This window comes from Bradyrhizobium sp. WBOS08 (assembly GCF_024585125.1).
Classification (GTDB): domain Bacteria; phylum Pseudomonadota; class Alphaproteobacteria; order Rhizobiales; family Xanthobacteraceae; genus Bradyrhizobium; species Bradyrhizobium japonicum_B.
The window spans coordinates 4,095,897-4,121,528 of record NZ_CP028988.1 but is presented as its reverse complement, the minus strand read 5'-3'; the positions used below and the strand labels follow the sequence as shown (position 1 = coordinate 4,121,528).

The 25,632-nt window shown below is 65.2% G+C and carries 15 protein-coding genes; 11 read left to right on the top strand and 4 right to left on the bottom strand.

The window, feature by feature from the left end; genetic code table 11:
* The first annotated feature begins 19 nt into the window (after window positions 1-19).
* Genes zwf through DCM80_RS19380 form a run of 4 tightly spaced genes read left to right on the top strand, consistent with a single transcriptional unit; the run spans window position 20 to window position 3,635 of the window.
* The gene (gene zwf, locus DCM80_RS19395) at window positions 20-1,531 is read left to right on the top strand and encodes a glucose-6-phosphate dehydrogenase (RefSeq protein ID WP_257193154.1); all 1,512 of its coding nucleotides are present in this window, start codon (window positions 20-22) and stop codon (window positions 1,529-1,531) included.
* Window positions 1,531-2,280, top strand: coding sequence for a 6-phosphogluconolactonase (gene pgl, locus DCM80_RS19390; RefSeq protein WP_257193153.1), 750 nt, complete (start codon window positions 1,531-1,533; stop codon window positions 2,278-2,280). Before zwf ends, pgl begins: the two co-directional genes overlap by 1 nt.
* A complete protein-coding gene (locus tag DCM80_RS19385) occupies window positions 2,267-2,797 on the top strand; it encodes a gluconokinase (protein WP_257193152.1) in 531 nt (176 codons plus the stop codon). The genes pgl and DCM80_RS19385 overlap by 14 nt, the downstream gene beginning before the upstream one ends.
* A gap of 25 nt (window positions 2,798-2,822) precedes the next feature.
* Entirely contained in the window at window positions 2,823-3,635 is an 813-nt protein-coding gene (locus DCM80_RS19380; RefSeq protein WP_257193151.1) for an HAD family hydrolase, read from the top strand.
* 448 nt (window positions 3,636-4,083) lie between these two features.
* Here DCM80_RS19380 and DCM80_RS19375 read toward each other — a convergent pair whose 3' ends face one another.
* Together DCM80_RS19375 and malQ are read right to left on the bottom strand one after the other, a co-directional pair.
* Window positions 4,084-5,883 carry a glycoside hydrolase family 15 protein gene (locus DCM80_RS19375; protein WP_257193149.1) on the bottom strand — a complete coding sequence of 600 codons (1,800 nt, stop codon included), beginning with the start codon at window positions 5,881-5,883 and terminating at the stop codon, window positions 4,084-4,086.
* Between the two features lie 30 nt (window positions 5,884-5,913).
* Window positions 5,914-7,875, bottom strand: coding sequence for a 4-alpha-glucanotransferase (malQ, locus tag DCM80_RS19370; RefSeq protein WP_257193148.1), 1,962 nt, complete (start codon window positions 7,873-7,875; stop codon window positions 5,914-5,916).
* A gap of 220 nt (window positions 7,876-8,095) precedes the next feature.
* On the opposite strand from malQ, the gene DCM80_RS19365 reads away from it, so the two are divergent.
* Genes DCM80_RS19365 through treY form a run of 6 tightly spaced genes read left to right on the top strand, consistent with a single transcriptional unit; the run spans window position 8,096 to window position 22,098 of the window.
* Entirely contained in the window at window positions 8,096-10,042 is a 1,947-nt protein-coding gene (locus DCM80_RS19365) for a maltotransferase domain-containing protein (RefSeq protein WP_257193147.1), read from the top strand.
* Between the two features lie 10 nt (window positions 10,043-10,052).
* Window positions 10,053-13,346 (top strand): maltose alpha-D-glucosyltransferase, encoded by a 3,294-nt coding sequence (gene treS / locus DCM80_RS19360; protein ID WP_257193146.1) that lies wholly within the window; start codon window positions 10,053-10,055, stop codon window positions 13,344-13,346.
* Window positions 13,339-15,477, top strand: coding sequence for a 1,4-alpha-glucan branching protein GlgB (gene glgB, locus DCM80_RS19355; RefSeq protein ID WP_257193145.1), 2,139 nt, complete (start codon window positions 13,339-13,341; stop codon window positions 15,475-15,477). Before treS ends, glgB begins: the two co-directional genes overlap by 8 nt.
* A 3-nt stretch (window positions 15,478-15,480) precedes the next feature.
* Window positions 15,481-17,559, top strand: a complete 2,079-nt coding sequence (gene glgX / locus DCM80_RS19350) for a glycogen debranching protein GlgX (protein WP_257193144.1) — start codon at window positions 15,481-15,483, stop codon at window positions 17,557-17,559.
* Window positions 17,556-19,310 carry a malto-oligosyltrehalose trehalohydrolase gene (treZ, locus tag DCM80_RS19345; protein WP_257193142.1) on the top strand — a complete coding sequence of 585 codons (1,755 nt, stop codon included), beginning with the start codon at window positions 17,556-17,558 and terminating at the stop codon, window positions 19,308-19,310. The genes glgX and treZ overlap by 4 nt, the downstream gene beginning before the upstream one ends.
* Window position 19,311: 1 nt before the next feature.
* Window positions 19,312-22,098: a malto-oligosyltrehalose synthase gene (gene treY / locus DCM80_RS19340; protein ID WP_257193141.1), complete on the top strand. Its 2,787-nt coding sequence runs from the start codon at window positions 19,312-19,314 to the stop codon at window positions 22,096-22,098.
* A 2-nt stretch (window positions 22,099-22,100) separates the two neighbouring features.
* Here treY and DCM80_RS19335 read toward each other — a convergent pair whose 3' ends face one another.
* The gene (locus tag DCM80_RS19335) at window positions 22,101-22,418 is read right to left on the bottom strand and encodes a polyhydroxyalkanoic acid system family protein (RefSeq protein ID WP_126255122.1); all 318 of its coding nucleotides are present in this window, start codon (window positions 22,416-22,418) and stop codon (window positions 22,101-22,103) included.
* A 180-nt stretch (window positions 22,419-22,598) separates the two neighbouring features.
* Here DCM80_RS19335 and DCM80_RS19330 point away from each other — a divergent pair, with 180 nt between their 5' ends.
* On the top strand, window positions 22,599-22,763 hold the full coding sequence (locus DCM80_RS19330) for a DUF3309 family protein (RefSeq protein ID WP_008560028.1): 165 nt from the start codon (window positions 22,599-22,601) through the stop codon (window positions 22,761-22,763).
* A 103-nt stretch (window positions 22,764-22,866) separates the two neighbouring features.
* Here the strand turns inward: DCM80_RS19330 and ligD are convergent, their stop codons facing one another.
* On the bottom strand, window positions 22,867-25,548 hold the full coding sequence (gene ligD / locus DCM80_RS19325) for a DNA ligase D (protein ID WP_257193140.1): 2,682 nt from the start codon (window positions 25,546-25,548) through the stop codon (window positions 22,867-22,869).
* Between the last annotated feature and the right edge of the window lie 84 nt (window positions 25,549-25,632).

Below are 25,632 nucleotides of genomic sequence, written 5' to 3'. Positions count from 1 at the left end.
AAGCGAAGGCCGACAATTCGTGACAAAAGACCCGCAGCCCAAGCGCAAGCCGGAAAATTGCGCCTTCGTCATCTTTGGCGTGACCGGCGACCTCACCCATCGGCTGGTGATGCCGTCGCTCTACAATCTCGCCGCCGAGAACCTGTTGCCGGAAAAGTTCTGCGTCGTCGGCGTCGGCCGCAAGAATCAGTCGGATGACGAGCTGCGCCACAGCCTGATGAAGGGCTTGCGCGAGTTCGCGACGCGGCCGGTCGACGACGACGTCGCAACACAGCTGCTGCAATGCGTCACTTTCGTCGAGGCCGATCCGAAGGACCCGCCCTCATTCGACCGCCTGCGCGAGCATCTGGACTCGCTGGAGTGCTCACAAGGCACCGGCGGCAACCGCCTGTTCTACCTTGCCACCCCGCCCGCCGCGTTCGCGCCGACCGCGCGCGAGCTCGGTCGCACCGGTCTGACGAAAGAGAACGGCGCCTGGCGGCGGCTGGTGATCGAAAAGCCGTTCGGCACCGACCTTGCTTCGGCGCGCGCGCTCAACGCCGAGCTCCTGAAGATCATGGACGAGCACCAGATCTACCGGATCGATCATTATCTCGGCAAGGAGACGGTGCAGAACATCCTGGTGCTGCGCTTTGCCAACGGCATGTTCGAGCCGATCTGGAATCGCAACCACATCGACCACATCCAGATCACGGTGGAGGAGAAGCTCGGCGTCGGCCATCGCGGCGGCTTCTACGATTCGACCGGCGCGCTCCGCGACATGGTGCCGAACCATCTTTTCCAACTGATGTCGCTGGTCGCGATGGAGCCGCCGGCGCGTTTCGATGCGCATTCCGTGCGCTCCGAGAAGGCCGAGGTGCTCACCTCGATTCAGCAGCCGAGCATGGAAGAGGCCTTGAGGAATTCGGTGCGCGCGCAATACCTCGCAGGGCAGATCGGCGACGAGGAGATCCCGGACTACCGCAAGACCGAGGAGGTCAAGCCCGACAGCACCACCGAGACCTATGTCGCGCTGAAGCTGATGATCGACAATTGGCGCTGGGCCGGCGTGCCGTTCTACTTGCGCACCGGCAAGGCGCTGGCGCACAAGCGCACGGAAGTTGCGATCAAGTTCAAGCAGGCCCCGCTGTCGATGTTCTCAGGCACGGCGATCGATCGCCTGTCGCAGAACTTCCTCACCATCGGCATCGCGCCGACCGAGACCATCGAGCTGCAGTTCAACGCCAAGATCCCGGGGCCGAGCGTCACCATCGACGGTGTCGAGATGAAGTTTCGCTATGGCGACTATTTCCGGGCCGATCCCTCGACCGGCTATGAGACGCTGATCTACGACTGCATGATCGGCGACAACATCCTGTTCCAGCGCGCCGATGGCATCGAGGCCGGATGGCAGGCGGTGCAGCCGTTCCTGGATGCCTGGAAAAACGCGGGCACCAACGGCATCGAGACCTATGAAGCCGGCAGCGACGGGCCGAAATGCGCCGACGAGCTGCTGCGGCGCGACGGGCGAAGCTGGCGGAAGTTCTCGTGATGGCCGCGGCGGCCCTGCCGAAGCTGATCGTGGAGGACGACGCCGAGGCCCTCGCCCGCGCCGCGGCCGAGCGGGTGATGGCGCGGATCGCGGCCAATCCCGGCCGCATCGCGATCTGCCTGACCGGCGGCTCCAGCCCGAAGAAGCTCTATCAATTGCTCGGCAGCGAGGCCTGGCGCGGCAGGATCCCGTGGCAACGCGTGCACTGGTTCATCGGTGACGAGCGCTTTGTCCCCGCAAGCGATCCCCTCAACAACATGGCGGTCGCGCGCGCGACGTTTCTCGACCGCAACGCAGCCTCGAGCCACATTCACCCGATTCCGACCGCGACCGAGACTCCCGAGCAAAGCGCCGACGCCTATGCGCGCGAGCTGCAAGCTTTCTACGGCTCCGACCGCCTCGATCCCTCGCGCCCGCTGTTCGATTTGGTCCTGATGGGCGCGGGACCGGACGGCCACACCGCTTCGCTGTTTCCCGGCTTCCCCGAAATCGAGGAGACCGAGCGCTGGGTCGTTGGCGTGCCCAGGGCCAATGTCGCGCCTTTCGTGCCGCGGGTCTCGCTCACCCTGCCCGCTTTGGCGTCCTGCCGCGAAATGTTGTTCGAGATTGCCGGGCACGACAAGCAACCGATCTTGACGCGCCTCCTCAATGGCGAGACCTTGCCGGCCTTGCGCGCGCGCTCCGCTGGCGAGACCGTCTGGCTGGTCGACAGGGCCGCGCTTCCGGAGGGCATTCGTGGGCCGCGTTGAAGCACCTTGTGCGTTGATCGTGATGGGCGTGTCGGGGTCGGGCAAGAGCACGATCGCCGAAGCGCTCGGCCAGCGGCTCGGCTGGCGCTTCGAGGACGGCGACAGCTTCCATCCCGCCAGCAATGTCGAGAAGATGCGGGCCGGCCACCCGCTCACCGACGAGGACCGCTGGCCCTGGCTCAATGCCATCGCCGACGAGATCGGGCGGGTCTGCGGACGCGGCGAGCACATCATCATCGCCTGCTCGGCGCTGAAGCATGCCTACCGTGACGTGCTGTTGCGCGGGCGCGACGATGTCCGCTTCGTCTTCCTGAAAGGCACCAGGGAGCTGATCGCCGAACGGCTCGCGCACCGCAAAGGCCACTTCATGCCACCCGGGCTGCTGACGAGCCAATTCGAGACGCTGGAGCTGCCGGAGGAGAGCGAGCACGTCATCACCGTCTCGATCGACGAAACCGTCGAGGCGATCGTGGACGGCATCGTCCGGCAACTCAAACTGGGCGGCACGAACCGCTGAGGCGCGAGCAACGTTAGGTCCTGTCATGACGCAAATCTCACTCGTGGTATCCGACGTCGACGGCACGCTGCTGACGAAAGACAAGACGCTGACGGACCGCGCGAGGAGTGCGGTGCAGCGGTTGCACAGAGCCGGCATCGGCTTCACCATCACGTCCAGCCGTCCCGCGATCGGCATGCGGTTTCTGATCGAACCGCTGGCGTTGTGGCTGCCGGTCGGCCCGTTCAACGGCTCCTCGATCGTCGATCCGGAGATGCGGCCGGTCGAGCAGCATCTCATCCCCGCCGGCGCCGCCGAGCGCGCCTTGCAGATCCTTCGCGAGTTCGGCGCCGACATCTGGCTGTTCACCACCGACGAATGGCTGATCGACAACCCGAGCGGACAATACGTTGCGCATGAGCGGCACACGATCCGCTCGGACCCGACGATCGTGACGGATTTCTCGCCCTATCTCGCAAGCGCCTGCAAGATCGTCGGCGCCAGCGCCGATGCTGCCCGCCTCGAAGCTTGCGAGAAGGCGATGCAGCAGGCGCTCGGCAGCGAAGCCAACGCCGTGCGGTCGCAGACTTATTATCTCGACGTCACCCCGCCCGGCTTCGACAAGGGCACGTTCGTCTCGGCGATAGCCAGGCGCCTCGGCATCGCGACCGCTGCCATCGCCACCATCGGCGACATGCAGAACGACCTCGCGATGTTCGCCGTCAGCGGCACCTCGATCGCCATGGGCAACGCCGCCGACAACGTCAAGGACCAAGCCACGCACGTCACCGCGACCAACGAGCAGGACGGCTTTGCCGAGGCCATGGAGATGATCCTGAAGCGGAACGGGGTGGGCTGAGCCTTGTCGCCAGTTCGAGCAGAGCGCTCGCTGTTCACCTCTCCCCAGCGGGGAGAGGTCGGACTGCGCAGCAATCCGGATGAGGGGCCGCAGCGGTCGGCGAGACTGTAACCCCTCACCCGGAACGCATCTTCGATGCGATCCGACCTCTCCCTACGGGCTACTGGATTCACACATCACTCTGGTTATCCCGTGGGGGGAGCATGAGGTGGGCGCCGCGTTTCATGGCTTGGAACTCGAGCCAACCCTGAAGCATGACGACCGGACCCGGCTTGCCGTAATAGCCCCCCTTTTTCCAGGCGACGGTCGCCAAACCGTCCCAGTCCGAGCTCCATGCCATCCTCCTGTCCAGGATGGACACGGAATCAGACATCCTTTCGGTCTTCAACAACGATGTGTGAATGCCGTAGCCCTACGGGAGAGGTGAAGAAACCTCTGCCGCGCCGATTCACTTCGACCGCTGCATCGCCGGCTTCTCGCTCTTCTGCCTTGCCGCCGACAGATTTTGCGCGGTGTTGATCAGCGCGATGTGGGTCAGCGCCTGCGGGAAATTTCCGGTCTGGCGCCGGGCGTCTGAATCGTATTCTTCGGCCAAGAGGCCGACGTCGTTCGCGATGCCGGCTACGCGGTCGAGCAAGCTTTGCGCCTTGTCGAGATCGCCCGCCAGCACATGGGCATCGGCCAGCCACAAGCTGCAGGCCAGGAACGCGCCTTCGAGCGGCGGCTGGCCCTCAGGCAGTTCGCGCGGATCGTGCCGCAGCACGAAGCCGTCGCGCATCAGGCGTTTCTCGACCGCCGCAATGGTGCCGCGGATGCGCGGATCTTCCGCCGGCAGAAAACCGACACACGGCAGCAGCAGCACGCTGGCATCGAGCAGTTTCGAGCCGTAGCATTCGACGAAGGCGTTTTCCTCCGCGTCAAATCCCCTGCGGCAGACGTCGCGATGAATCGCTTCTCGCAAGGTGCGCCAGTGCAAGAGTGGCGCCTTGAAGCCGAAGGTCTCGGCGCTCTTGATGCCGCGATCGAAGGCGACCCAGGTCATCACCTTGGAGAATACATAATGCTTGGGCTCGCCGCGCCGCTCCCAGATGCCGTGATCGGGCCGGTCCCAGACTTCGGCGAGATGATTGAGCACCGCGCATTCCAGCGCCCAGGTCTCCTCGTCGAGCTTGAGCTTGGCCATGCGCGACTGATGGAAGGCGTCGATCAACTCGCCGTAGACGTCGAGCTGGAGCTGCGCATGCGCGGCGTTGCCGACGCGCACCGGCTTTGCGCCCTCGTAGCCGTCGAGCCAGCCGGCCTCCCATTCCAGGAGCCTGCGCTGGCCCCAGATGCCGTACATGATCTGCATGTTCGCCGGCGAGCCGGCGGCGGCGCGCAGCAGCCAATTGTGCCAGGCCAGGGCTTCCTCGGTGTAGCCCGAGTTCATCAGCGCCAGCAGGGTGAAGGTGGCATCGCGCAGCCAGCAGAAGCGGTAATCCCAGTTCCTGGTGCCGCCGAGCTTCTCCGGCAACGACGTGGTCGGCGCCGCGACGATGCCGCCGGTCGGGGCGAAGGTCAGCGCCTTCAGCGTGATCAGCGAGCGCATGATGAGATCGCGATACTCGCCGTCGCGGGTGCAATGGCTGCACCAATCCCGCCAGAATGTCTCGGTCTCCTGGAGCGCAATTTCCGGATCGATCGGCGCGGGCGGCGGCAGATGCGAGGGGCCATAGGTCAGCACGAAGGGTACGGTCTCGCCCGCGCTCACCTCGAAGTCGGAGACCGTCGTCAGATCCTCGCCGCGGGTCTCGACCGGCGTGCGCAGCACCGTCATGTCCTGGCCGGCGATGGCCATCAGGGAATGGTCGATCCGCCGCACCCAGGGAATATCGATGCCGAAGCCGAAACGGATGACGAGCTCCATCCGCATCTTCACCGTGCCCTTGATGCCGCGCACCAGCCGCACGACGTCGGACGCCTTGCCGCGCGGCGGCATGAAGTCGATCAGCGCAACGGTGCCGCTCTTCGTCTCGAAGCGGGTTTCGAGGATGAGGGTGTCGCCGAGATAACGTCGCGATATCTTGGTGACGTCGCCGCTCGGTGCGATCAGCCAGCGGCCGTTCTTGTGGGTGCCGAGGATGGCGGCAAAGCAGGCGTCGGAATCGAAGGCCGGCCAGCACAGCCAATCGATCGAACCGTTGCGCCCGACCAGCGCCGCGGTCTCGCAATCGCCGATCAGCGCGTAGTCCTCGATCCTCTGAGACAATGTCGTGCGAGCCTGAGACGCCCCGGCCGATCAACTCCCGCCGTTCAACGAACGTTCCCGCGTTGCCGCTCGCAAGGCCGTGAGGTCGACCTTCGAGGCGATCTTGTCGAGTGCGACGGGAAGGCGCTGGCGCCAGTTCGGATGTTCGTCGATCGTGCCGGGAATGTTGGGCTGGTCGATCACGCCGAGCAGATCCTCCATCGACACCGCGAGCAGCCGCGACGGCGTGCGCGACAGGAAGGCGAGCACCGAATAGAGGTCGTTGGCCTTGATGCCGTTCTGGCGCAGGATCTCGTCGAGCCTGCCGAGCGCATCCCAGCGCGCCTGATCGTTCTCGCCGGGATCGAGCCCGAGCGAGCGCTTCATCTTGAGGTCGCCGAAGGAGCGCCAGCCGGCATAGGTCGACAGGTCATGCGTGTTCAGCGTGACGAGCGCATTGGGCCGGTAATGCTCGACGTTGCGGAAGCGGCCGGTCTCGTCGCGCTCGAACATCATGACGAGGTAGGACCAGATGCCGAAATCCTGCATCATCTCGCGGAAACCTTCCGGCACGGTGCCGAGATCCTCGCCGATCACGATGCATTTGTGGGCGGCGCTCTCCCGCGCCACGACGCCGAGCAGCGCCTCGAACGGCATCTGCACATAGGCGCCGTTGTCCGGCTTGAAGCCGCGCGGCACGAGATAGAGCCGCTTCAGGCCGAGCACGTGATCGAGCCTGATCGCGCCGGCATGGCGCATCGAGGCCGCCAGCATGTCGGCGAACGGCACGAAGGATTGCGCCTCCAGGCCGCCGGCGTTGAAGCCCGCAAGGCCCCAGTCCTGGCCGATGGTGTTGAGCACGTCGGGCGGGGCGCCGACGGCGAGATGGCGGGAGATCGCCATCTGCTCGTTCCAGGCATCGAAGCCGTTGGACTGCACGCCGACCGCGACGTCGAGATAGAGCCCGACGCGCATGCCGAGCTGGCTGGCGAGCTCCTTGGCGTCATGCAGCTGAATGTCCGCGGTCCATTGCACGAATTCGACGAATTCGACCTCGCGCTTGTCGGGTCCATTGCGCAGTTCGGCGCACTTGGCCTCGTCCGGTTGCCGCCATTCCGCCGGCCATTCCCACCACGGCGCGGCGAAGCGATGGCGCAGTACCTCGAAGCAGGCGAAGCGGGACAGCAACGGCGCGCGGGCGGCACGGAAGGCGTCGAACGCCTTTCGGCGCGCTTGGCTCGCGCTCGCCACGAAGCTGTTGAACGCCGCGCGCAAGGCCAGCCATTTCAACGCCGCCATGTCGGCGTAAGGCACGCGATCGCCCTGGCGCAGGCGGGCAGCGGTCGCCGCCGCGTCGGGCACGAGGTCCGCCGAGAATTCGGGAATGGCCTCGACGTCGATATAGAGCGGATTGAGGAACAGCCGGCTGTTCGGCGAATACGGACTGCAGTCGGACGGCTGGTCGTCGAACAAAACGTGCAGCGGATTGAGCCCGACGCCGTCGGCCCCGAGCTGCTGGGCGAGCCGGACCAGATCGGCGAGGTCGGTGAAGTCGCCGATGCCCCAATTGCGGTCCGAACGGACGCTGTAGAGCTGCACGGCGAGCAGCCAGCCGCGGTCGAAATCGCCGCCGAAAGCCCGCTCCGGCGCCACGATCATCGGCACCTCTTCGGTCACGCCTTCGGCATCGGTCAGCGTCAACCGGTGATAGCCCAGCGGCAGGCCGGCGGGCCAGGCGATCACGGGCTCGCGTGTCTCGCCCTGGGCCGTCGATTTGCCGTTTGCAGTCAATTTCCATTGCAGCGGCGGCGCGCCGATGGCGGCCAATTCCGTGCGCGGATGTCCGAGCGCGCGGACCACGACCGGCCCGTTGACGAAGCGGTAAACCCGCTTTTCCGGCAGGGCGTCGAGGATGGACTTCAGGGCCACGGGGTCGGTGACCCGCAGCTTCCCAAGCGCATCAATGAATTCGGATTGAACGCCCTTGATCCGGGCTTGAGCTAAAAGATCCATACGGCACGCAGCTTGCAGGCCATTCTTCGGCCAGGGGCATCGATTTTAACGAGGCAGCGGAAGACGTTAGTCTGGGTCAACTCACAAACCATGCCTGCCGTTCCCAGGGGGAACTAATGACACACAAGCGGCTTTCTATATAGGGTATCAAGCGTAGGTTCCCGACAAGGGAAACGGGCCCTGCTCTCTTGTCACCTGCTTTCTTGTCAATGGCATCACCGTGAACAAGACAATTCAAACTGTCGAAAGTGCCGCAGCCGGCAGCGCTTTCCTCATCGAAGACGTCTATCCCGCGATCGATGGCGGCCGCTTCGCCGTGAAGCGGATCGCGGGCGATCGCGTCGAGGTGTGGGCCGATGTCTACCGCGACGGCAACGCCGTGATCGGGGCCGCGCTGCTCTGGCGCCCCGAGCAGGACCGGGATTGGCGGCGCGAGCCGATGAGCCAGCACGGCAATGACCGCTGGTCCGGCGCTTTCACACCGGTGGAGCCCGGCCGATATTTCTATGCGATCGAGGCCTGGACCGACGAGTTCGCCACCTGGTCCCACGGGATGGCGCGCAAGCAGCGAACGGGCGCCGATGTCAACCTCGACGCGCTCGAGGGTGCCAGCCTGCTGACCAAGGCCCACGGCGCGCCGCAGGCCGCGGCGGCAATCATCGTCCGACAATGCGAGGATTATCTTCAGACCGGCGATGTCACCTCGCTGCTGGCGAGCGAGCTCGGCGATGCCATGGCCGAGAGCCAGTCCCGGCCCGACCTGACCCGCTCACAATCCTTCCCGCTTGTCGTCGACCGCGACAGAGCGCGGTTCGGCGCCTGGTATCAGATGATGCCGCGCAGCCAGAGCCGGATTCCCGGCCGGCACGGCACGCTCCGCGACTGCATCGCACGCGTGCCCGATATCGCGGCGATGGGATTTGACGTGCTCTATTTCACGCCGATCCACCCGATCGGCCGCAGTCGCCGCAAAGGCCGCAACAATGCGCCGGTGGCGCGCGAAGGCGAACCCGGCTCGCCCTATGCGATCGGCGCCGCCGAGGGCGGCCACGACGCGCTGCATCCCGAGCTCGGCACCATCGAGGACTTCCGCGCGCTGGTTGCGACCTGTCTCGAATACGGCCTCGAGCTGGCGCTCGACTTCGCCGTGCAATGCTCGCCGGACCATCCCTGGCTGACGCAGCATCCCGAATGGTTCAAATGGCGGCCGGACCGCTCGGTGCGGACGGCGGACGGCCCCTATTCGGACATCGTGATCCCCGATTTCGCCTCGGTCGACCGCGTCGGCCTATGGAACGCCTTTCGCGACGCCATGCTGTTCTGGATCGACCACGGCGTCACCATCTTCGCGATCGACAATCACGACACCGCGCCACTTGCGTTCTGGGACTGGCTGATCGGCGACATCCGCCGCCGGCATCCCGAGGTGATCCTGTTCTCCAAGACGTTTGCGCGGCCCAAGCTGATGAAGGGCCTCGCCAAGCTCGGCTTTGCGCAGTCCTTCACCTATTTCCCCTGGCGCACCTCCCGGTGGGAGCTGGAGCAATATCTCGGCGAGCTGACGCGCCATCCCGAGCGCGACTTCTATCGTCCGAACCTGTTCGTCAACACGCCCGACCTGCTGCCCTATCATCTCCAGAGCGGAGAAGCCTGGGCGTTCAAGTCTCGCCTTGCGCTGGCGGCCACGTTGTCGGGCAGTTACGGCCTTTACAGCGGGTTCGAGCTGCTCGAACACGAAGCGACTCCCGGCCGTGAGGAATATCTGGATTCCGAGAAGTACCAGATCAAGCAGCGCGACTGGGATCAGCCCGGCAACATCAAGTCCTACATTGCCGACCTCAACCGCGTCCGCAACGACAATGCCGCGCTCCAGCAAACGGCGAATCTGCGTTTTCTGGGCGTCGACGACGGCGAAACCATCGCCTTCGTCAAGGAGGCGGCCGAGCCCGCCAACACCGTCGTGATCGTGATCGCACTTTCCGGCCGGTCGCGCGAATGCTGGCTGCCGCTCGGCGACGTCACGGTTGACGCCGGCGGGCAGCGTCACCATGTGACGACACTCGAAAACCTCCTCAGCGGCGAACAATCCCGCATCGAATGGGGCGGGATCAGGGTGCGTATCGATCCTGACCGCGATCCGGCGCTCTTGTTCCGCTGCCTGGCGTAAGGGGCACGCCATGAATGTTCTGTCTTCCGTCGACACCAAGAAAGCCGAGGCTGCCGAGATCGTGGACGAGCTGTGGTATAAGGACGCCATCATCTATCAGCTGCACGTCAAGGCCTTCGCCGACAGCAACAACGACGGCATCGGCGACTTCGCCGGACTGACGGAGAAGCTGCCCTATCTGCAGGAGCTCGGCGTCACCGCGCTGTGGCTGTTGCCGTTCTATCCCTCGCCCGGCCGCGACGACGGCTACGACATCGCCGATTACGGCTCGGTCAATCCCGATTTCGGGACCATGAAAGACTTCAAGCGCTTCATCCAGGAGGCGCAGAAGCGCGGCTTGCGCGTCATCACCGAGCTCGTGGTCAACCACACCTCGGACCAGCACAAATGGTTCAAGCGCGCGCGCCGCAGCCATCCGGGCTCGAGCGCCCGCAACTGGTATGTCTGGAGCGACACCGACCAAAAGTACCAGGGCACGCGCATCATCTTCACCGACACCGAGAAGTCGAACTGGACCTGGGACCACGAGGCCGGCGCGTTCTACTGGCACCGCTTCTTCTCGCACCAGCCCGACCTCAATTTCGACAATCCGCGCGTGGTCAGCGCGCTCATCCAGGTGATGAAGCGCTGGCTGGATGCCGGCGTCGACGGCTTCCGCTTGGACGCCATTCCCTACCTCTGCGAACGCGACGGCACCAACAACGAGAACCTCCCCGAGACGCACGCCATCATCAAGCGCCTGCGCCAGGAGCTCGATTCCTACTCCAAGGGCAAGCTGCTGCTGGCCGAGGCCAATCAATGGCCCGAAGACGTGCAGGAATATTTCGGCCGCGGCGACGAGTGCCACATGGCCTATCACTTCCCCCTGATGCCGCGCATCTACATGGCGATCGCGCAGGAGGACCGTTTCCCGATCACCGACATCCTGCGCCAGACGCCGGACATTCCGGCGAGCTGCCAATGGGCGCTTTTCCTGCGCAATCATGACGAGCTGACGCTGGAGATGGTGACCGACGTCGAGCGCGACTATCTCTGGACCACCTACGCCAACGATCCCCGCGCCCGCATCAATGTCGGCATCCGCCGGCGCCTTGCGCCGCTGATGGACAACGACCGCCGCAAGATCGAGCTGATGAACTCGCTGCTGCTGTCCTTCCCCGGCACGCCGATCATCTATTACGGCGACGAGATCGGGATGGGCGACAACATCTATCTCGGCGACCGCAACGGCGTGCGCACGCCGATGCAGTGGAGCCCGGACCGCAACGGCGGCTTCTCGCGCTGCGACCCGGCGCGCCTCTACGCGCCGCTGATCATGGATCCCGTCTACGGCTATGAGTCCGTCAACGTGGAGGCGCAGTCGCGCAGCCTGTCGTCGCTGCTCAGCGCCACCAAGCGGCTGATCTCGGTCCGCAAGTCGACGCTCGCCTTCGGCCGCGGCACCATGACCTTCATCCGCCCGGCCAACCGCGCCGTGCTGGCCTATGTCCGGCAATATCGCGACGAGGTGATCCTCTGCGTCGCCAATTTGTCGCGCGCGGCGCAAGCCACCGAGCTCGACCTGTCACCGTGGAAGGACCGCATCCCGCAGGAGATGCTCGGCCGCACCCGCTTCCCGGCGATCGGCGAACTCCCCTACATGATCACGCTGGGGCCATACGGCTTCTACTGGTTCCAGCTTCAGGAGCGCGACAAGTCCGAGCCGGTGACGCCGCGCGCGGTGCCGGAATTTGAGACGCTGGTGGTGCCGGTGAATTCGAACTGGGTGTCGCTGGCCCGCGAGCGCGGGGTTTTCGAGCGCGACGTGCTGCCCGGATTCCTGTCACGCACGAGGTGGTATCCCGAGCACAATCCCAAGAAGATCAAGACCACGCTGACCTCGGCCGTGCCGTTCTGCGATATCGGCGACAACAGGCCTTGGATCGCGTTCTTCGAGAAGACGGACCAAGACGCCGGCTCGCGCTACGTGCTGCCGATGCAGATCGAATGGGTGCGCTTCGACCGCGAGCGCTTCAACCCGAAGGCGCTGGCCGCCGTGCGCCAGGGCGCGCGCGAGGGCACGCTGCTGGACGTCGCGACCGACCAGATCTTCATCGGCCTGTTCCTGCGCAATCTGTCGCAGAATCTGGTCGTGGAGGAGAACAATCTGCGGCTCGAGTTCAAGGCGACCAGCCGGTTCGCCGACTACACCATCAAGGAGCCCGAGCGCATCCGCGCGATCGAACAGTCGAACAGCACCGCTCTGGTCGACAACCAGTACGTCGCCAAGATCTACCGCCGGCTAGAAGGCGGTGTCAGCCCCGAGATCGAGATCGGCCAATATCTCACCGAGGTCGCGCGCTTCGCCAACACGCCGGCGCTGCTCGGCAGCGTCGAGCTGGTCGAAGGCGACCAGCGCAGCGCGCTCGGCGTGCTGCATGCCTATGTCGAGAACCAGGGCGACGGCTGGACCGTGACCACGGGCTATCTCGATCGCTATATCGACGACCAACGCGTCGTCCCGATCGGCGAAGCGCTGCGCGAGACCCAGGAGCAGGCGCTTTATCTGCACTTCGTCGCGCAGATCGGCCGGCGCCTCGGCGAACTGCATGTCGCCCTGGCCGCGGCAGAGCCGGTCGATCTCGCTCCTGAGCCGATCGACTCCGCTTACGTCAAGCGGCTCGTATCCGAGCTCAAGGAGCGCGCCGAACGCGTCTTCGACAGGCTGGCCGAAAGCCGCGAGGGCCTACGGGAGGCGGACCGGCCGCTGGTTGATCGGCTCACGGAGGCGCGTACGCTCCTCTCCGACCATCTGAGCGGGCTCTTGCCATCCGAGATCGGTGGGTTGAACATCCGTCATCATGGCGACTTCCGGCTCGGGCAAACTTTGATCGTGAAGGACGATATCTTCATCATCGACTTCGACGGAGATCCGCGCGTGCCCCTGGCCGCCAAGCGGCGCAAGGCGCCTGCCGCCCGCGATGTCGCTGGCCTGATCCATTCGATTCATGTTTCGGTCAATGCCGCCCTCAACCACGCACCGACCGGCGCCTCCGAGGAGCACGACCGGCTCGCGGCCGCGCTCGACGAATGGCGCGAGCGTGCCACCGCAACCTTCCTGTCCGCTTACCGCGAAGCCATGACCGATCAACGGCTGTGGCCGGCAGATGCGCAATCCAGCGAGAGACTGCTGCGGTTCTTCCTGCTTGATCAAGCCTTCAATGACGTAGAGTACGAGCTGTCCCACCGGCCTGAGGGGCTGCATGCGCCGCTGACCGGACTGCTTCGCATTCTGTTCAAGACCGAGAGCGAAGCCCATGCCTAAACTTCCTGCCGAGGCCTATGCCATCATCGAGGGCCGCCACTCCGACCCCTTCCACTATCTCGGGCTGCATCCCGAGGGCGGCAAGAGCGTGGTGCGCGCGTTTCTGCCCGAGGCCTCCAATGTCGAGGCGGTCGGCGACCATGGCGAGGTCGCGCCGCTCGACCGCGTGCACGACGCCGGGCTGTTCATCGGCGCCCTGCCCAACGGCTCGAAGCACTACCAGTTGCGCGCGAAATTCGGCAACAGCGTCGTCGAATTCGAGGATGCCTACCGCTTTCCGCCGATCCTGACCGATTTCGACCTCTATCTGCTCGGCGAGGGTACCCACCAGCGGCTCTATGACAAGCTCGGCGCCCATCCGATGCGGCTCGAGGGCATCGACGGCATCGGCTTCGTGGTGCTGGCGCCGAATGCACGGCGCGTTTCCGTGGTCGGCGATTTCAATTTCTGGGACGGGCGGCGCCATCCGATGCGGGTGCGCGGCGCCGGCTATTGGGAATTGTTCATCCCGCACGCCAAGGCCGGCGATCACTACAAGTTCGAGATCATCGGGCCACATGGCCACCTGCTGCCGCTGAAATCCGATCCGATGGCGTTTGCGAGCGAAGTCCGTCCGAAGACGGCCTCCATCGTGTTCGACGGAGCCCATCTGCCGCGGCCGCGTCCGGCGCCGGACGGCATCAACGCGCTGTCGGCGCCGATGTCGATCTACGAGGTCCATCTCGGCTCGTGGCGGCGCAAGAACGGCGATGAATGGCTGACCTATCGCGAGCTGGCCGAGCAGCTGCCGGCCTACGCCCGCGACATGGGCTTCACCCATCTCGAATTCCTGCCCGTGAGCGAGCATCCGTTCGACGGCTCGTGGGGTTATCAGCCGACCGGCCTCTATGCGCCGACCAGCCGCTTCGGGAGCCCCGAGGATTTCGCCGCTCTGGTCGATGCCTGCCACCGCGAGGGCGTCGGCGTGCTGCTCGACTGGGTGCCGGGTCACTTCCCCGACGATCCGCACGGGCTCGGCAGTTTCGACGGCACCGCGCTGTACGAGCACGCCAACCCGCTCCAGGGCCGCCACCTCGACTGGGGAACGCTGATCTACAATTACGGACGCACCGAAGTGACCAACTTCCTGGTGTCGAACGCGCTGTTCTGGATGGAGCGCTATGCCATCGACGGGCTGCGTGTCGATGCCGTCGCGTCCATGCTCTATCTCGACTACAGCCGGCCCCCCGGCGCTTGGATCCCGAACCAGTATGGCGGCCGCGAAAACATCGAGGCGATCAACTTCCTGCGCCGCTTCAACACCGAGGTCTTCGCCCGCTTCCCGCAGGCGACCACGGCCGCGGAGGAATCCACCGCCTGGCCGCAGGTCTCGCGTCCGGTCGAATTCGGCGGGCTCGGCTTCGGCTACAAGTGGAACATGGGCTGGATGCACGACACGCTGAGCTACATCAGCAAGGATCCGATCCACCGCAAATACCATCACGACGAGATCCTGTTCGGCCTGCACTACGCCTTCTCGGAGAACTTCATCCTGCCGCTCTCGCATGACGAGGTCGTGCACGGCAAGCGATCGATCCTCGGTCGCATGCCCGGCGACGAGTGGCAGCGCTTTGCAAATCTGCGCGCCTATTACAGCTTCATGTTCGGTCATCCCGGCAAGAAGCTTCTGTTCATGGGCGCGGAGATCGCGCAGAGCCGCGAATGGAATCACGATCAGTCGCTCGACTGGCACCTGCTCGAATACAAGTACCATTCCGGCACCCAGGCGCTGATCCGCGACCTCAACCGTCTCTACCGTGCGGTGCCGGCGCTGCACCAGATGGACTGCGACCAGGCCGGCTTCGAATGGCTGATCACGGATGACGCCAACCGCAACGTGTTCGCCTGGCTGCGCAAGGGATTTGACGAGCACGCGCGCTGTCTCGTGATCGTCAACTTCTCGCCGAACGTCTATCAGAACTATCGCGTTCGCGTGCCGTTTGCCGGCAAATGGAAGGAAGTGCTCAACTCGGATTCCGCCCATTATGGCGGCAGCAATGTCGGCAATATCGGTGAAGTCCATGCCGAGGGCGGCGAGCTCCGCCTCACCATTCCGCCGCTCGCCGCGATCTTCCTCGTTCCGGAAAGCTGACACATGCGCCTGACTGCCGGATCGCCCGCACGCCTCGGCGCAAGCTGGGACGGACGCGGCACCAATTTCGCGCTGTTCTCCGCCAACGCGCAGAAGGTCGAGCTCTGCCTGTTCGACACGCAAGGCCGCCGCGAGCTCGAGCGCATCGAGCTGCCCGAGAAGACCGAGGACGTCTGGCACGGCTATCTCAACGACGTCTCGCCCGGCCAGCTCTACGGCTATCGCGTGCACGGCCCCTACGAGCCCGAGCACGGCCATCGCTTCAATGCCAACAAGCTGCTGCTCGATCCCTATGCCAAGCGGCTCGCCGGACGCTTGGTCTGGAGCGATGCGCATTTCGCCTATCGCACCGGAAGCCCGCGCGAGGACCTCTCCTTCGACCGGCGCGACAATGCGCGCGGCATGCCCAAGGCCGTGGTGGTCGACGAGACCTTCAACTGGGGCCGCCGCGAGATCCGTCCCAACATCCCCTGGGAAGACACGATCATCTACGAGGCCCACGTCAAGGGGCTGACGCAGAAGCGCGACGACGTGCCGCCGAATTTGCGCGGCACCTATGGCGGCCTGTCCTCGCCGGCGATGATCGAGCATCTGAAGAAGCTCGGCGTCACCACGGTCGAGCTATTGCCGGTGCACAGCTTCGTCGACGACCGCATCCTGGTGGAGAAGAAGCTCGCCAATTACTGGGGCTACAACACGCTGTCCTTCTTCGCGCCCGAGCCGCGCTACGCCCAGGACAATGCGCTCGATTCCTTCCGCACCACCGTGGCGCGCCTGCACGATGCCGGCATCGAGGTGATGCTCGACGTGGTCTACAATCACACCGCCGAGGGCAATCACCTCGGCCCGACGCTTTGCTATCGCGGCATCGACAACGCCTCCTATTATTGGCTGAACCGCGAGAACCCGCGCTATTACGACGACTTCACCGGCTGCGGCTCGTCGGTGAACCTGACCCACCCGCGCGTGCTGCAGATGGTGATGGATAGCTTGCGCTACTGGGTCGAAGTCTGCCATGTCGACGGCTTCCGCTTCGATCTCGCCACCACGCTGGCGCGCGGGCCCAACGGCTTCGATCGCGGCATTTCGTTCTTGACCGCAATTCGCCAGGATCCGGTGCTGGCGACCGTCAAGCTCGTCGCCGAGCCCTGGGACCTCGGCCTCGGCGGCTATCAGGTCGGCGCCTTCCCCTCGCAATGGTCGGAATGGAATGATCGCTATCGCAGCGCCATGCGCCGCTACTGGAGCGGTGAAGGCAGCCTGATCGGCGACATCTCCAGCCGGATGACGGCATCGTCCGACCTGTTCAACCATGACGGACGGCGGCCGCGCGCCAGCATCAACCACATCACCGTGCACGACGGCTTCACCCTCGCCGACCTCTTCAGCTACAACGAGAAGCACAACGAGGCCAACGGCGAGGACAACCGCGACGGCTCCAACGACAACCACAGCAACAATTGCGGTGTCGAGGGGCCGACCGACGATCCTCAGATCCTCGGCCTGCGCCGCCAGCTTCGCAAGAACGTGCTTGCCTGCCTGATGCTGGCGCAGGGCGTTCCGCTGCTCCTCGCCGGCGACGAGGTCGGCAACTCGCAATCGGGCAACAACAACGCCTATTGCCAGGACAACGAGATCGGCTGGGTCGGATGGGACAATCTCGGCAAGGAGGATGACGACATGGTCGATTTCGTCGCCCATCTCGCCGAGATCCGCCGCCGTTTCTCGCAGCTTCGCAGCCACCGCTGGCTCGACGGCCGCCCCGCGGACGGCGTATCCTACGGCGCGTTGTGGCTGACGCCTGCCGGCGACGAGATGACGGAGAGCGACTGGAAATTCCCGGAGGGAAGATTCCTTTCCTACGTGATGGGGCCGATGGAACCGGGCGGAGCTGCGATCTTTATCGTACTGAACGCCGCCCCCGAAGAGATCGCATTCAAATTGCCAAAAATGACCGAATACAAGAGCTGGCAGCAGATCCTGAACACGACCGATGCCAAGCTGAATACGATCGACTTCCCGCCCGGAAGCGACAGCAAGGCGCCGCCGCGCTCCGTGCTCGCCTTCGCGGGGGCGCTATGAGGCCATCCTTCGGGGCGAAGCCGACGAAGGACGGTGTGTCGTTCCGCCTGTGGGCGCCTGCTGCACGCCGCGTCGACCTCCTGCTCGACCGACGACACGCGATGCAGCGCCGCCAGGAGGGCTGGTACGTGGCCGACATTGCCGGTCTCACCGCCGGCACCCCCTACAAGTTCAGGATCGACGACGCGATCGACGTGCCCGATCCGGCGTCGGCTTTCCAGCCCGACGACGTGTTCGGCCCGAGCGAGGTGATCGACCACGACGCCTTTTCCTGGCGTGCGCGCGATTGGCGCGGCCGTCCTTGGGAAGAGACGGTGCTGATCGAAACCCATGTCGGCACCTTCACCTCCGAAGGCACCTACCGCGCCATGATCGACAAGCTCGATCATCTCGCCGCAACCGGCATCACCGCGCTGGAATTGATGCCGCTGGCGGATTTCGCGGGACGCCGCGGCTGGGGCTATGACGGCGTGCTGTGGTATGCGCCCGACAGCGCCTATGGCCGCCCCGAAGACCTGAAGACGCTGATCGACGAGGCGCATCTGCGCGGCCTGATGGTGTTCCTCGACGTCGTCTACAATCATTTCGGTCCCGAGGGGAATTACCTCGGCCGCTATGCGCCGGCCTTCTTCACCGATGCGCACACGCCGTGGGGCAGCGCGATCGATTATCGCGTGCCGCAGGTGCGCGCCTTCGCGGTCGAGAATGCGCTGTGCTGGCTCAGCGACTACCGTTTCGACGGTCTGAGGCTGGATGCCGCCAATCACATCATGACGATGCCCGGCGAGCAGTCGATGCTGCAGGATCTCAGCGTCGCCGCCGGCGAGCTCGCCAGGGCGACGGGACGCCACATCCATCTCGTGCTGGAGAACGGCGATAATCGCGCCAGCCTGCTCGACGCCGCACAGGAGCCGCCGAACGGCAAATATCGCGCGCAGTGGAACGACGATTACCACCACGTCTGGCACGTGATGCTGACCGGCGAGCTCGCCGGATATTACGCGGATTATCAAACGCCGCGCCTCGATCTGGCGCGCGCGCTGGCGTCCGGCTTCGTCTACCAGGGCGAGGTCTCCGAGTTCTGGGGCAAGAAGCCGCGCGGCGAGCCGAGCGGTGCGCTGCCGCCGGCGACCTTCGTCAACTTCCTGCAAAACCACGACCAGATCGGCAACCGCCCGCTCGGCGACCGGCTCGAAAGCCTGGCGTCGCCGCAGCAGATCGAAGCCGCGCTCGCGGTGACCCTGCTGGCGCCGATGGTGCCGATGCTGTTTCAGGGCGAGGAATGGGGCTCGACCGTGCCCTTCCCGTTCTTCTGCGATTTCCAGGGCGGGCTCGCCGACGCCGTCCGCCAGGGGCGCAAGCGGGAATATGCGTGGGCCTACGAAACGTTCGGCGACGAAGTGCCCGACCCGCTCGATCCGGCGACGCTGCAATCGGCGGTGCTCGACTGGACCGACCGCACGCCGCAGCAAGACGCGCGGCTGGCGCTGGTCCGCGAGCTGCTCACCCTGCGCCGCAAGCAGATCATGCCGCGGCTGAAGGGGGCCAGCTTCGGCGGGGCCGAGGCGGCGGACAACGGCCTGCTCACTGCGCATTGGCGCATGGGCGACAGCACGACGCTGCGGCTCCTCGCCAATCTCTCGGACAAGGACATCGCGCGTCCCGAAGCCGCCATGGGCACGCCGATCTGGGGAGAAGCAGCGGGCGACCGGCTGCCGCCCTGGTCGGTGATCTGGCATCTCGGGGGTTAGCATGCCTCCTGCCATTCCCCTTGCGACCTATCGGCTCCAGCTCACCGCGGATTTCGGCTTCGACAAGGCCGCCGCCATCGTGCCCTACCTCAAGGCACTGGGGATCACCCATCTCTACGCATCGCCGGTGATGAAGGCGCGCAAGGGCTCGACCCACGGCTACGACACTGTCGATCACGGCCAGTTCAATCCGGAGCTCGGCGGTGAAGCCGGCTTCGCGCGACTGAGCGAGGCACTCAGGGCGCACGACCTCGGACTCATCATCGACTTCGTGCCGAACCATGTCGGCGTGCATTTCGCCGACAATCCGTGGTGGCTCGACGTGCTGGAATGGGGCCAGGCCTCGCCCCACGCGGTGTCCTTCGACATCGACTGGGACCTGCTACCCTACCGCGCTCGCGGCGGCGTGCTGCTGCCGATCCTCGGCAAGTCCTACGGTGAAGCACTGGAGAGCGGCGAGATCGAGCTGCGCTACGATGCCGACGAGGGCAGCTTCTCCGCCTGGTATTTCGAGCATCGCCTGCCCATCGCACCGGAGCGTTACGGCGAAATCTTGCGCATGATCGTGAAGGACGCGGATGCCGCGGAGACGGAGGCCGGCAAACGCCTGCTCTCGCTCGCGGCGCGCTACACCGGGCTGCGCCGCCCCAACCGCAAGGAAGCCCCCGCGTTCAAGGCCGAGCTCAAGGAGATCGCGGGCGCCGCCGAGATCATCGCGCACGGTCTTGCCGCTTATCGTGCCGCCAAGGATCGTCCCACGCAGACGCTGGCGTTGCATCACCTGCTCGAGCGCCAGCACTACAAGCTCGGGCACTGGCGGCTCGCCTCCAGCGACATCAATTATCGCCGCTTCTTCGACGTCAATGGACTCGCTGGTCTGCGCGTCGAGGACGCGAGCACATTTGCCGCCACGCACCGGCTGGTGAAGCAGCTGATCGCCGAGGGCAAGCTGCAGGGCATCCGGCTCGACCACATCGACGGCCTGCGCGACCCCGCGCAATATTGCCAGCGGCTGCGCCGCCTGGTGCGCGACGCGCAGGGCAACACCAAGCCATTCTACACGGTAATCGAAAAAATCCTGTGCGAGCACGAACGCCTGCCGCATTTCGCCGGCGTTCAGGGCACCACCGGCTATGAATGGATGAACGTAATTTCCCAGGTCCTGGTCGACACCAAGGGCATGGCGGCGCTTGACGAGACTTGGCGGCAGATCAGCAACCGTTCACCACGGCTTGCGCCTTATGTGAAGGACGCCAAGCGGCGCGTGCTGGAGACGCTGCTCACCAGTGAATTCACCGTGCTGACGCGCCTGCTCGCGCGTATCGCCAACGGGCATTACTCCACCCGCGATTTTTCTGCCGACAGCCTGCGGCAGGCACTGGAGCTCTATGTGCTGCATTTCCCGGTGTACCGCACCTATCTGACCAACAGCGGCCCGACCGCGCCCGACCGCAAGCTGATCGACGACACCATCGCCCGCGCCCGCAGCGAATGGTTCGCCGCGGACGAAGGCATCTTCGATTTCCTGCGCGACGCCCTGACCATGGACCTGCTCAAGCCCGGGCGCCCTCCGCACAGCGCCCCGCGCGTGCGCCGCTTCGCGCTGAAGGTGCAGCAATTCACCGGGCCGATGATGGCGAAATCGCTGGAGGACACCGCGTTCTATCAATTCCACCGGCTGCTCGCGCTCAACGAGGTCGGTGGCGATCCCGCCAGCAACGGTCTTGCGATTTCCGCCTTCCACCAGACCATGCAGGCCCGCGCCAGGGAATGGCCGCTGGGAATGACGGCCACCGCCACGCACGACACCAAGCGCGGCGAGGATGCCCGCACGCGGATCGCGGCTCTCGGCGAAATTCCGGGCGAATGGACCGGCGCGGTTTCGCGCTGGAAGGTGTTGAACGCGCCGCACCTCACGCTCCAGGGCAACTTCCGCGCGCCTTCGGCGACATTCGAGTACATGCTCTACCAGACGCTGCTCGGTGCCTGCCCGCTCGAAGAGACGATTGACGCCGGCTTCGTCGAGCGCATCCAGGCCTACGCGCTGAAGGCCGCGCGCGAGGGCAAGGAAGAGACCAGCTGGCTCAACCCGCATGAAGCCTATGAGAGCGGCATCAAGAGCTTCATCGACAAGATCCTCGACCCCGCATTGTCAGGCGAATTCCTGGAGGCGCTGCAAACGCTGGCCCGCCGCGTCGCACTGCTCGGCATGTTGAATTCGCTGAGCCAGCTCACCCTCAAGGCGACGCTGCCCGGCGTGCCCGATTTCTATCAGGGCACCGAGTTCTGGGACCTGTCACTGGTCGACCCCGACAACCGCCGCCCGATCGACTTTGGCGCGCGGCACGCGGCGCTGAACGCGCTGGACGAGCCGGACTGGAACGGCCTCATGGCGCGCTGGCCGGACGGCCTGATCAAGCTGGCCTGGACACGGCGTCTTCTCAAGCTGCGCAATGCCCTCGCCGACGTCTTTACTCAAGGCGATTACCAGCCGCTGGCGGTGCACGGCACGCATGCGGACCATGTCCTCGCCTTCGCCCGTCGTCACGGCCGCAGCGCGGCGATCGTCGTGGTCGGACGTCACTTCGCGCCGCTCACACAAGCGGGCCGGGACTGGCCAGCGCCGGAGAGCTTTGACGCCACCATCGACCTGACCGGCTACACCGCGCCGGGCCTCGCCGGTGGTGAACTGCCGCTGGCGCAGGCGTTCCGGGACTTTCCCGCGTTCGTCGTCGAAGCCCGCACGGCAGGCGCCGTCAGGCCGGCGCGACGGCGCGGACGCGCCTGAAATTACTTTCCCCCATCCTTGGTCAGCAGCAACTGCCCACGCTTCTTGATCGTGGCCTGCGCCATCTCGGCAAAGCGCTGCAACAGCCAGGGCAGCACCACCTCGACCCGGACCTGATCGTCGCCGACGTCGACCTGTCCCGTCGCAATCTGGCCGAGTGCGCGAATGCGGAACGCCATGCTGTCGCCGGTCCAGCGCTCCTCCTCGACCTGCATCACGGGAATGCTGGCTGCGGCGCGGCCGAGCCCGGTCTTGAGCCGGCGCACCGCCTCCTCGCGGCCGAGACGATGCGGAATTGAAACGACAAGCGGTGCTGACATAGCCCTCCCCCGAATTGACTGAACTCACATAGTCATGCCGACGGCCTGCACAAAGGTTCCATTCAAGTTGATCCGCCCGCCGTGTTTCAATGCGGGAACTTTAGAACCTGCGGCAAGTTGCCTTCGCACAACGGGACAGGTTGCAAAGGACCCTTCAAGGAAGGGCTGGAGGAAATTCGCATGTCTATCGGCACGATCATTCTGATCATTCTAATCATCGCCCTGCTCGGCGGCTTCAGCGGCATCGGCGGCGGCCCGTTCTACGGCACCGGTTATTACGGCGGCGGCGGCCTCGGGCTCGTCATCGTCATCCTGCTGATCCTGCTGTTGATGGGCAGAATCTAGCGACACAGCGAGAATCTCGTAGGGTGGGCAAAGGCGCTGTTGCGCCGTGCCCACCTCTTCGTCGTAGCGAGAAAGATCGTGGGCACGCTTCGCTTTGCCCACCCTACATCTTCCCCGCCAGCTTCTTGATCGCGGCCTTGATCGATGTCGCCGCGTCGTCGTAACCTTGCCAAGCCTTCGACCGCGACAGCAGGCCCGGCACGGTCCGCAGCGTATAGCGCTTCGGGTCGAGATCGCTCTTCACCTGCACCCAGGTCAGCGGCATCGAGACCGTGGCACCTGCGCGCGCCCGCGGCGACAGCGGGGCCACCGCCGTCGACATCCGGTCGTTGCGGAGATAGTCGAGGAAGATCTTTCCCTCGCGCAGCTTCTTCGACATGTTGAGCAGATAGCGCTCGGGGTTGTCGTCGGCCATCCACTGGCAGACGCCCTGCGCAAAGGCCTTCGCCTCCTTCCAGCTCACCTTGTCGCGCGCGCCGTGAAGCAGCGGCACCACCACGTGCAGGCCCTTGCCGCCGGTGGTCTTGCAGAAGCTCTCCATGCCGAGATCGGCGAGCCGCTGCCGCATCTCCTTGGCCGCCTCGACCACGTCGGCGAATTCGACGTCCGGCGCCGGATCGAGATCGAACACGAGCCGGCCCGGCGTGTCATAGGCATAGGGCGCGCAATTCCAGGGATGCAGCTCGACGCCGCCGATCTGCGCAACGGCCGCGAGTCCCTCGATGCGGTCGATCTGCAGATAAGGCTTGCGGTCGCCGGAGACGCGCGCGAGCTCCAAGAGGTTCGAGGTGCCCTGCATGGCGTGGCGCTGGAAGAAGCATTCGCCCTTGATGCCGTCGGGCGCGCGGATCAGCGAGCAGGGCCGGCCCTTGAGATGCACGATCATCCACGCGCCGACGGCTTCGAGATAGCGCGCGAGATCGAGCTTGGTGACAGGAGCACCCTCGCCGTCTTCAGGCCAGAGCTCCTTGTCCGGCTTGGAGATGATGACGCCCATCACCTCCGCGGTGCCGCCGTCCTTGGGACGCTTGGCCGCTTTCGCAGCCCGCTTCCGGGGTGCAGGTTCGGCAAGCTTCGTGTCGACGGGCCTCTCCGCCTCCACCTCCTCGGCCGGCTTGTCCTGCCGCAGGCCCTTGAACGCGGCCTGGCGGATATTGCCGTCGGCGGTGAAGCCTGCGAACTCGATCTCGGCGACCAGCTCCGGCTTCAGCCAGTGCACCTCGCGCGTCTTCTTCGGCGCATTCTTGCCGCCGAAAGGGCTTTCCTTGGCCGCCATCGCCTTCAACGACGGCATGAGGCGCTTGACCTTGTCGGCGCCGAAGCCGGTGCCGACCATGCCGACGAAGGCGAGATGATCGCCGCGCTGCACGCCTGCCATCAGCGAGCGGAATTTGCCGTTCGTGGTCTTGTAGCCGCCGATCACCACTTCGTGGCCGGCGCGACATTTCGACTTGACCCAGCTCTCGGTGCGCCCCGAACGATACGGCGCATCCAGCTTCTTCGACACCACGCCTTCGAGCTCGAGCTTGCAAGCCGATTGCAGCACCGCATCGCCGCCGCTCTCGAAATGCTCGACATAGCGGATTTGGTTCGATTTCCGCTTGCGGGCTTCCAGCAGCTCCTTCAGCCGCGCTTTGCGCTCGCCGAGCGGCAGCCGCCGGTAATCCTGTCCCTCGGCGAACAGCAGGTCGAAGGCAAAGAAGATCAGCTCTTCGGTCTTGCCATCGGACAGCGCAGCCTGGAGCGAGGAGAAATTCGGTGCGCCGTTGTGGTCGAGCGCGACGATCTCGCCGTCGATCATCCCGTCCGGCAGCGCGGCCGCCTCCTTGGCGATGGCGCCGAACTTGCCGGTCCAGTCGAGACCCTTGCGCGTCTTCAGCGTCGCCTCACTGTCCTCGACCCGGAGCTGCACGCGATAGCCATCGAACTTGATCTCGTGGCACCAGCCCTCTCCGGCCGGCGGCCGCTCGACCAGCGTGCAGAGTTGTGGCGCCACGAAGTCCGGCATCTCAGCGACCTTCTTCGCGCTGCTCGCCGTGGTGGCTTTCTTCTTCGCCGTCTTGGTCTTGGGGGTCTTGCCGGCCTTCAACGCCGCGCGCGGCGCCGGCTTGACGGTGCGCCCCTTTGTATCCTCGGCACGGTTGGACTGCCAGACGGCGTCGGCCTTGCCCTTGGCACCCTTCGCCAGCATGAACGGCTTTGGCGCGCGCCCCTTGCCCGCGGCGATCTGCTCCATCGCGCGGCCGGAGGCGACCGATCTGTCCTCGTCGAGAATGTCGTTGTCCTTGCCCTCGCGAACATATTCGTCGCGATGCTTGATCAGAAGCCAGTTGGTGCGCTTCTCGCCGCCGCGGTTGCGCATGCGCACCAGCACCCAGCTGCCGTGCAGCTTGTCGCCATGCAGGGTGAACTTCAGATCGCCCTTTCTAAATCCGGCGTCCGGATCCTCGGCCTCCCAGTAGCCGCGATCCCACAGCATCACCGTGCCGCCGCCATACTGGCCTTCCGGAATCGTGCCTTCGAAATCGCCGTAGTCGAGCGGATGATCCTCCACCTCCACCGCCAGCCGCTTGTCGTGCGGATCGAGCGAGGGGCCCTTCGTTACGGCCCACGACTTGAACACGCCGTCGAATTCGAGCCTGAGGTCGTAGTGCAGCCGGCTCGCATCGTGCTTCTGGATCACGAAGCGCCGCTGCTTCGATGGCGCGACCGCGGCCTTGCCCGACGGCTCGGGCGTCTTCTCGAAGTCACGCTTTTGTCGGTAAGTGGAGAGTTTTTGCAGCACGACCGGTCCCGCTTCTCTTTCGGCATCGAGCCTATCACGACCAAAGTCCCGCCCGGAACCAAAACCCTGTGGGAGGGTTGGGGT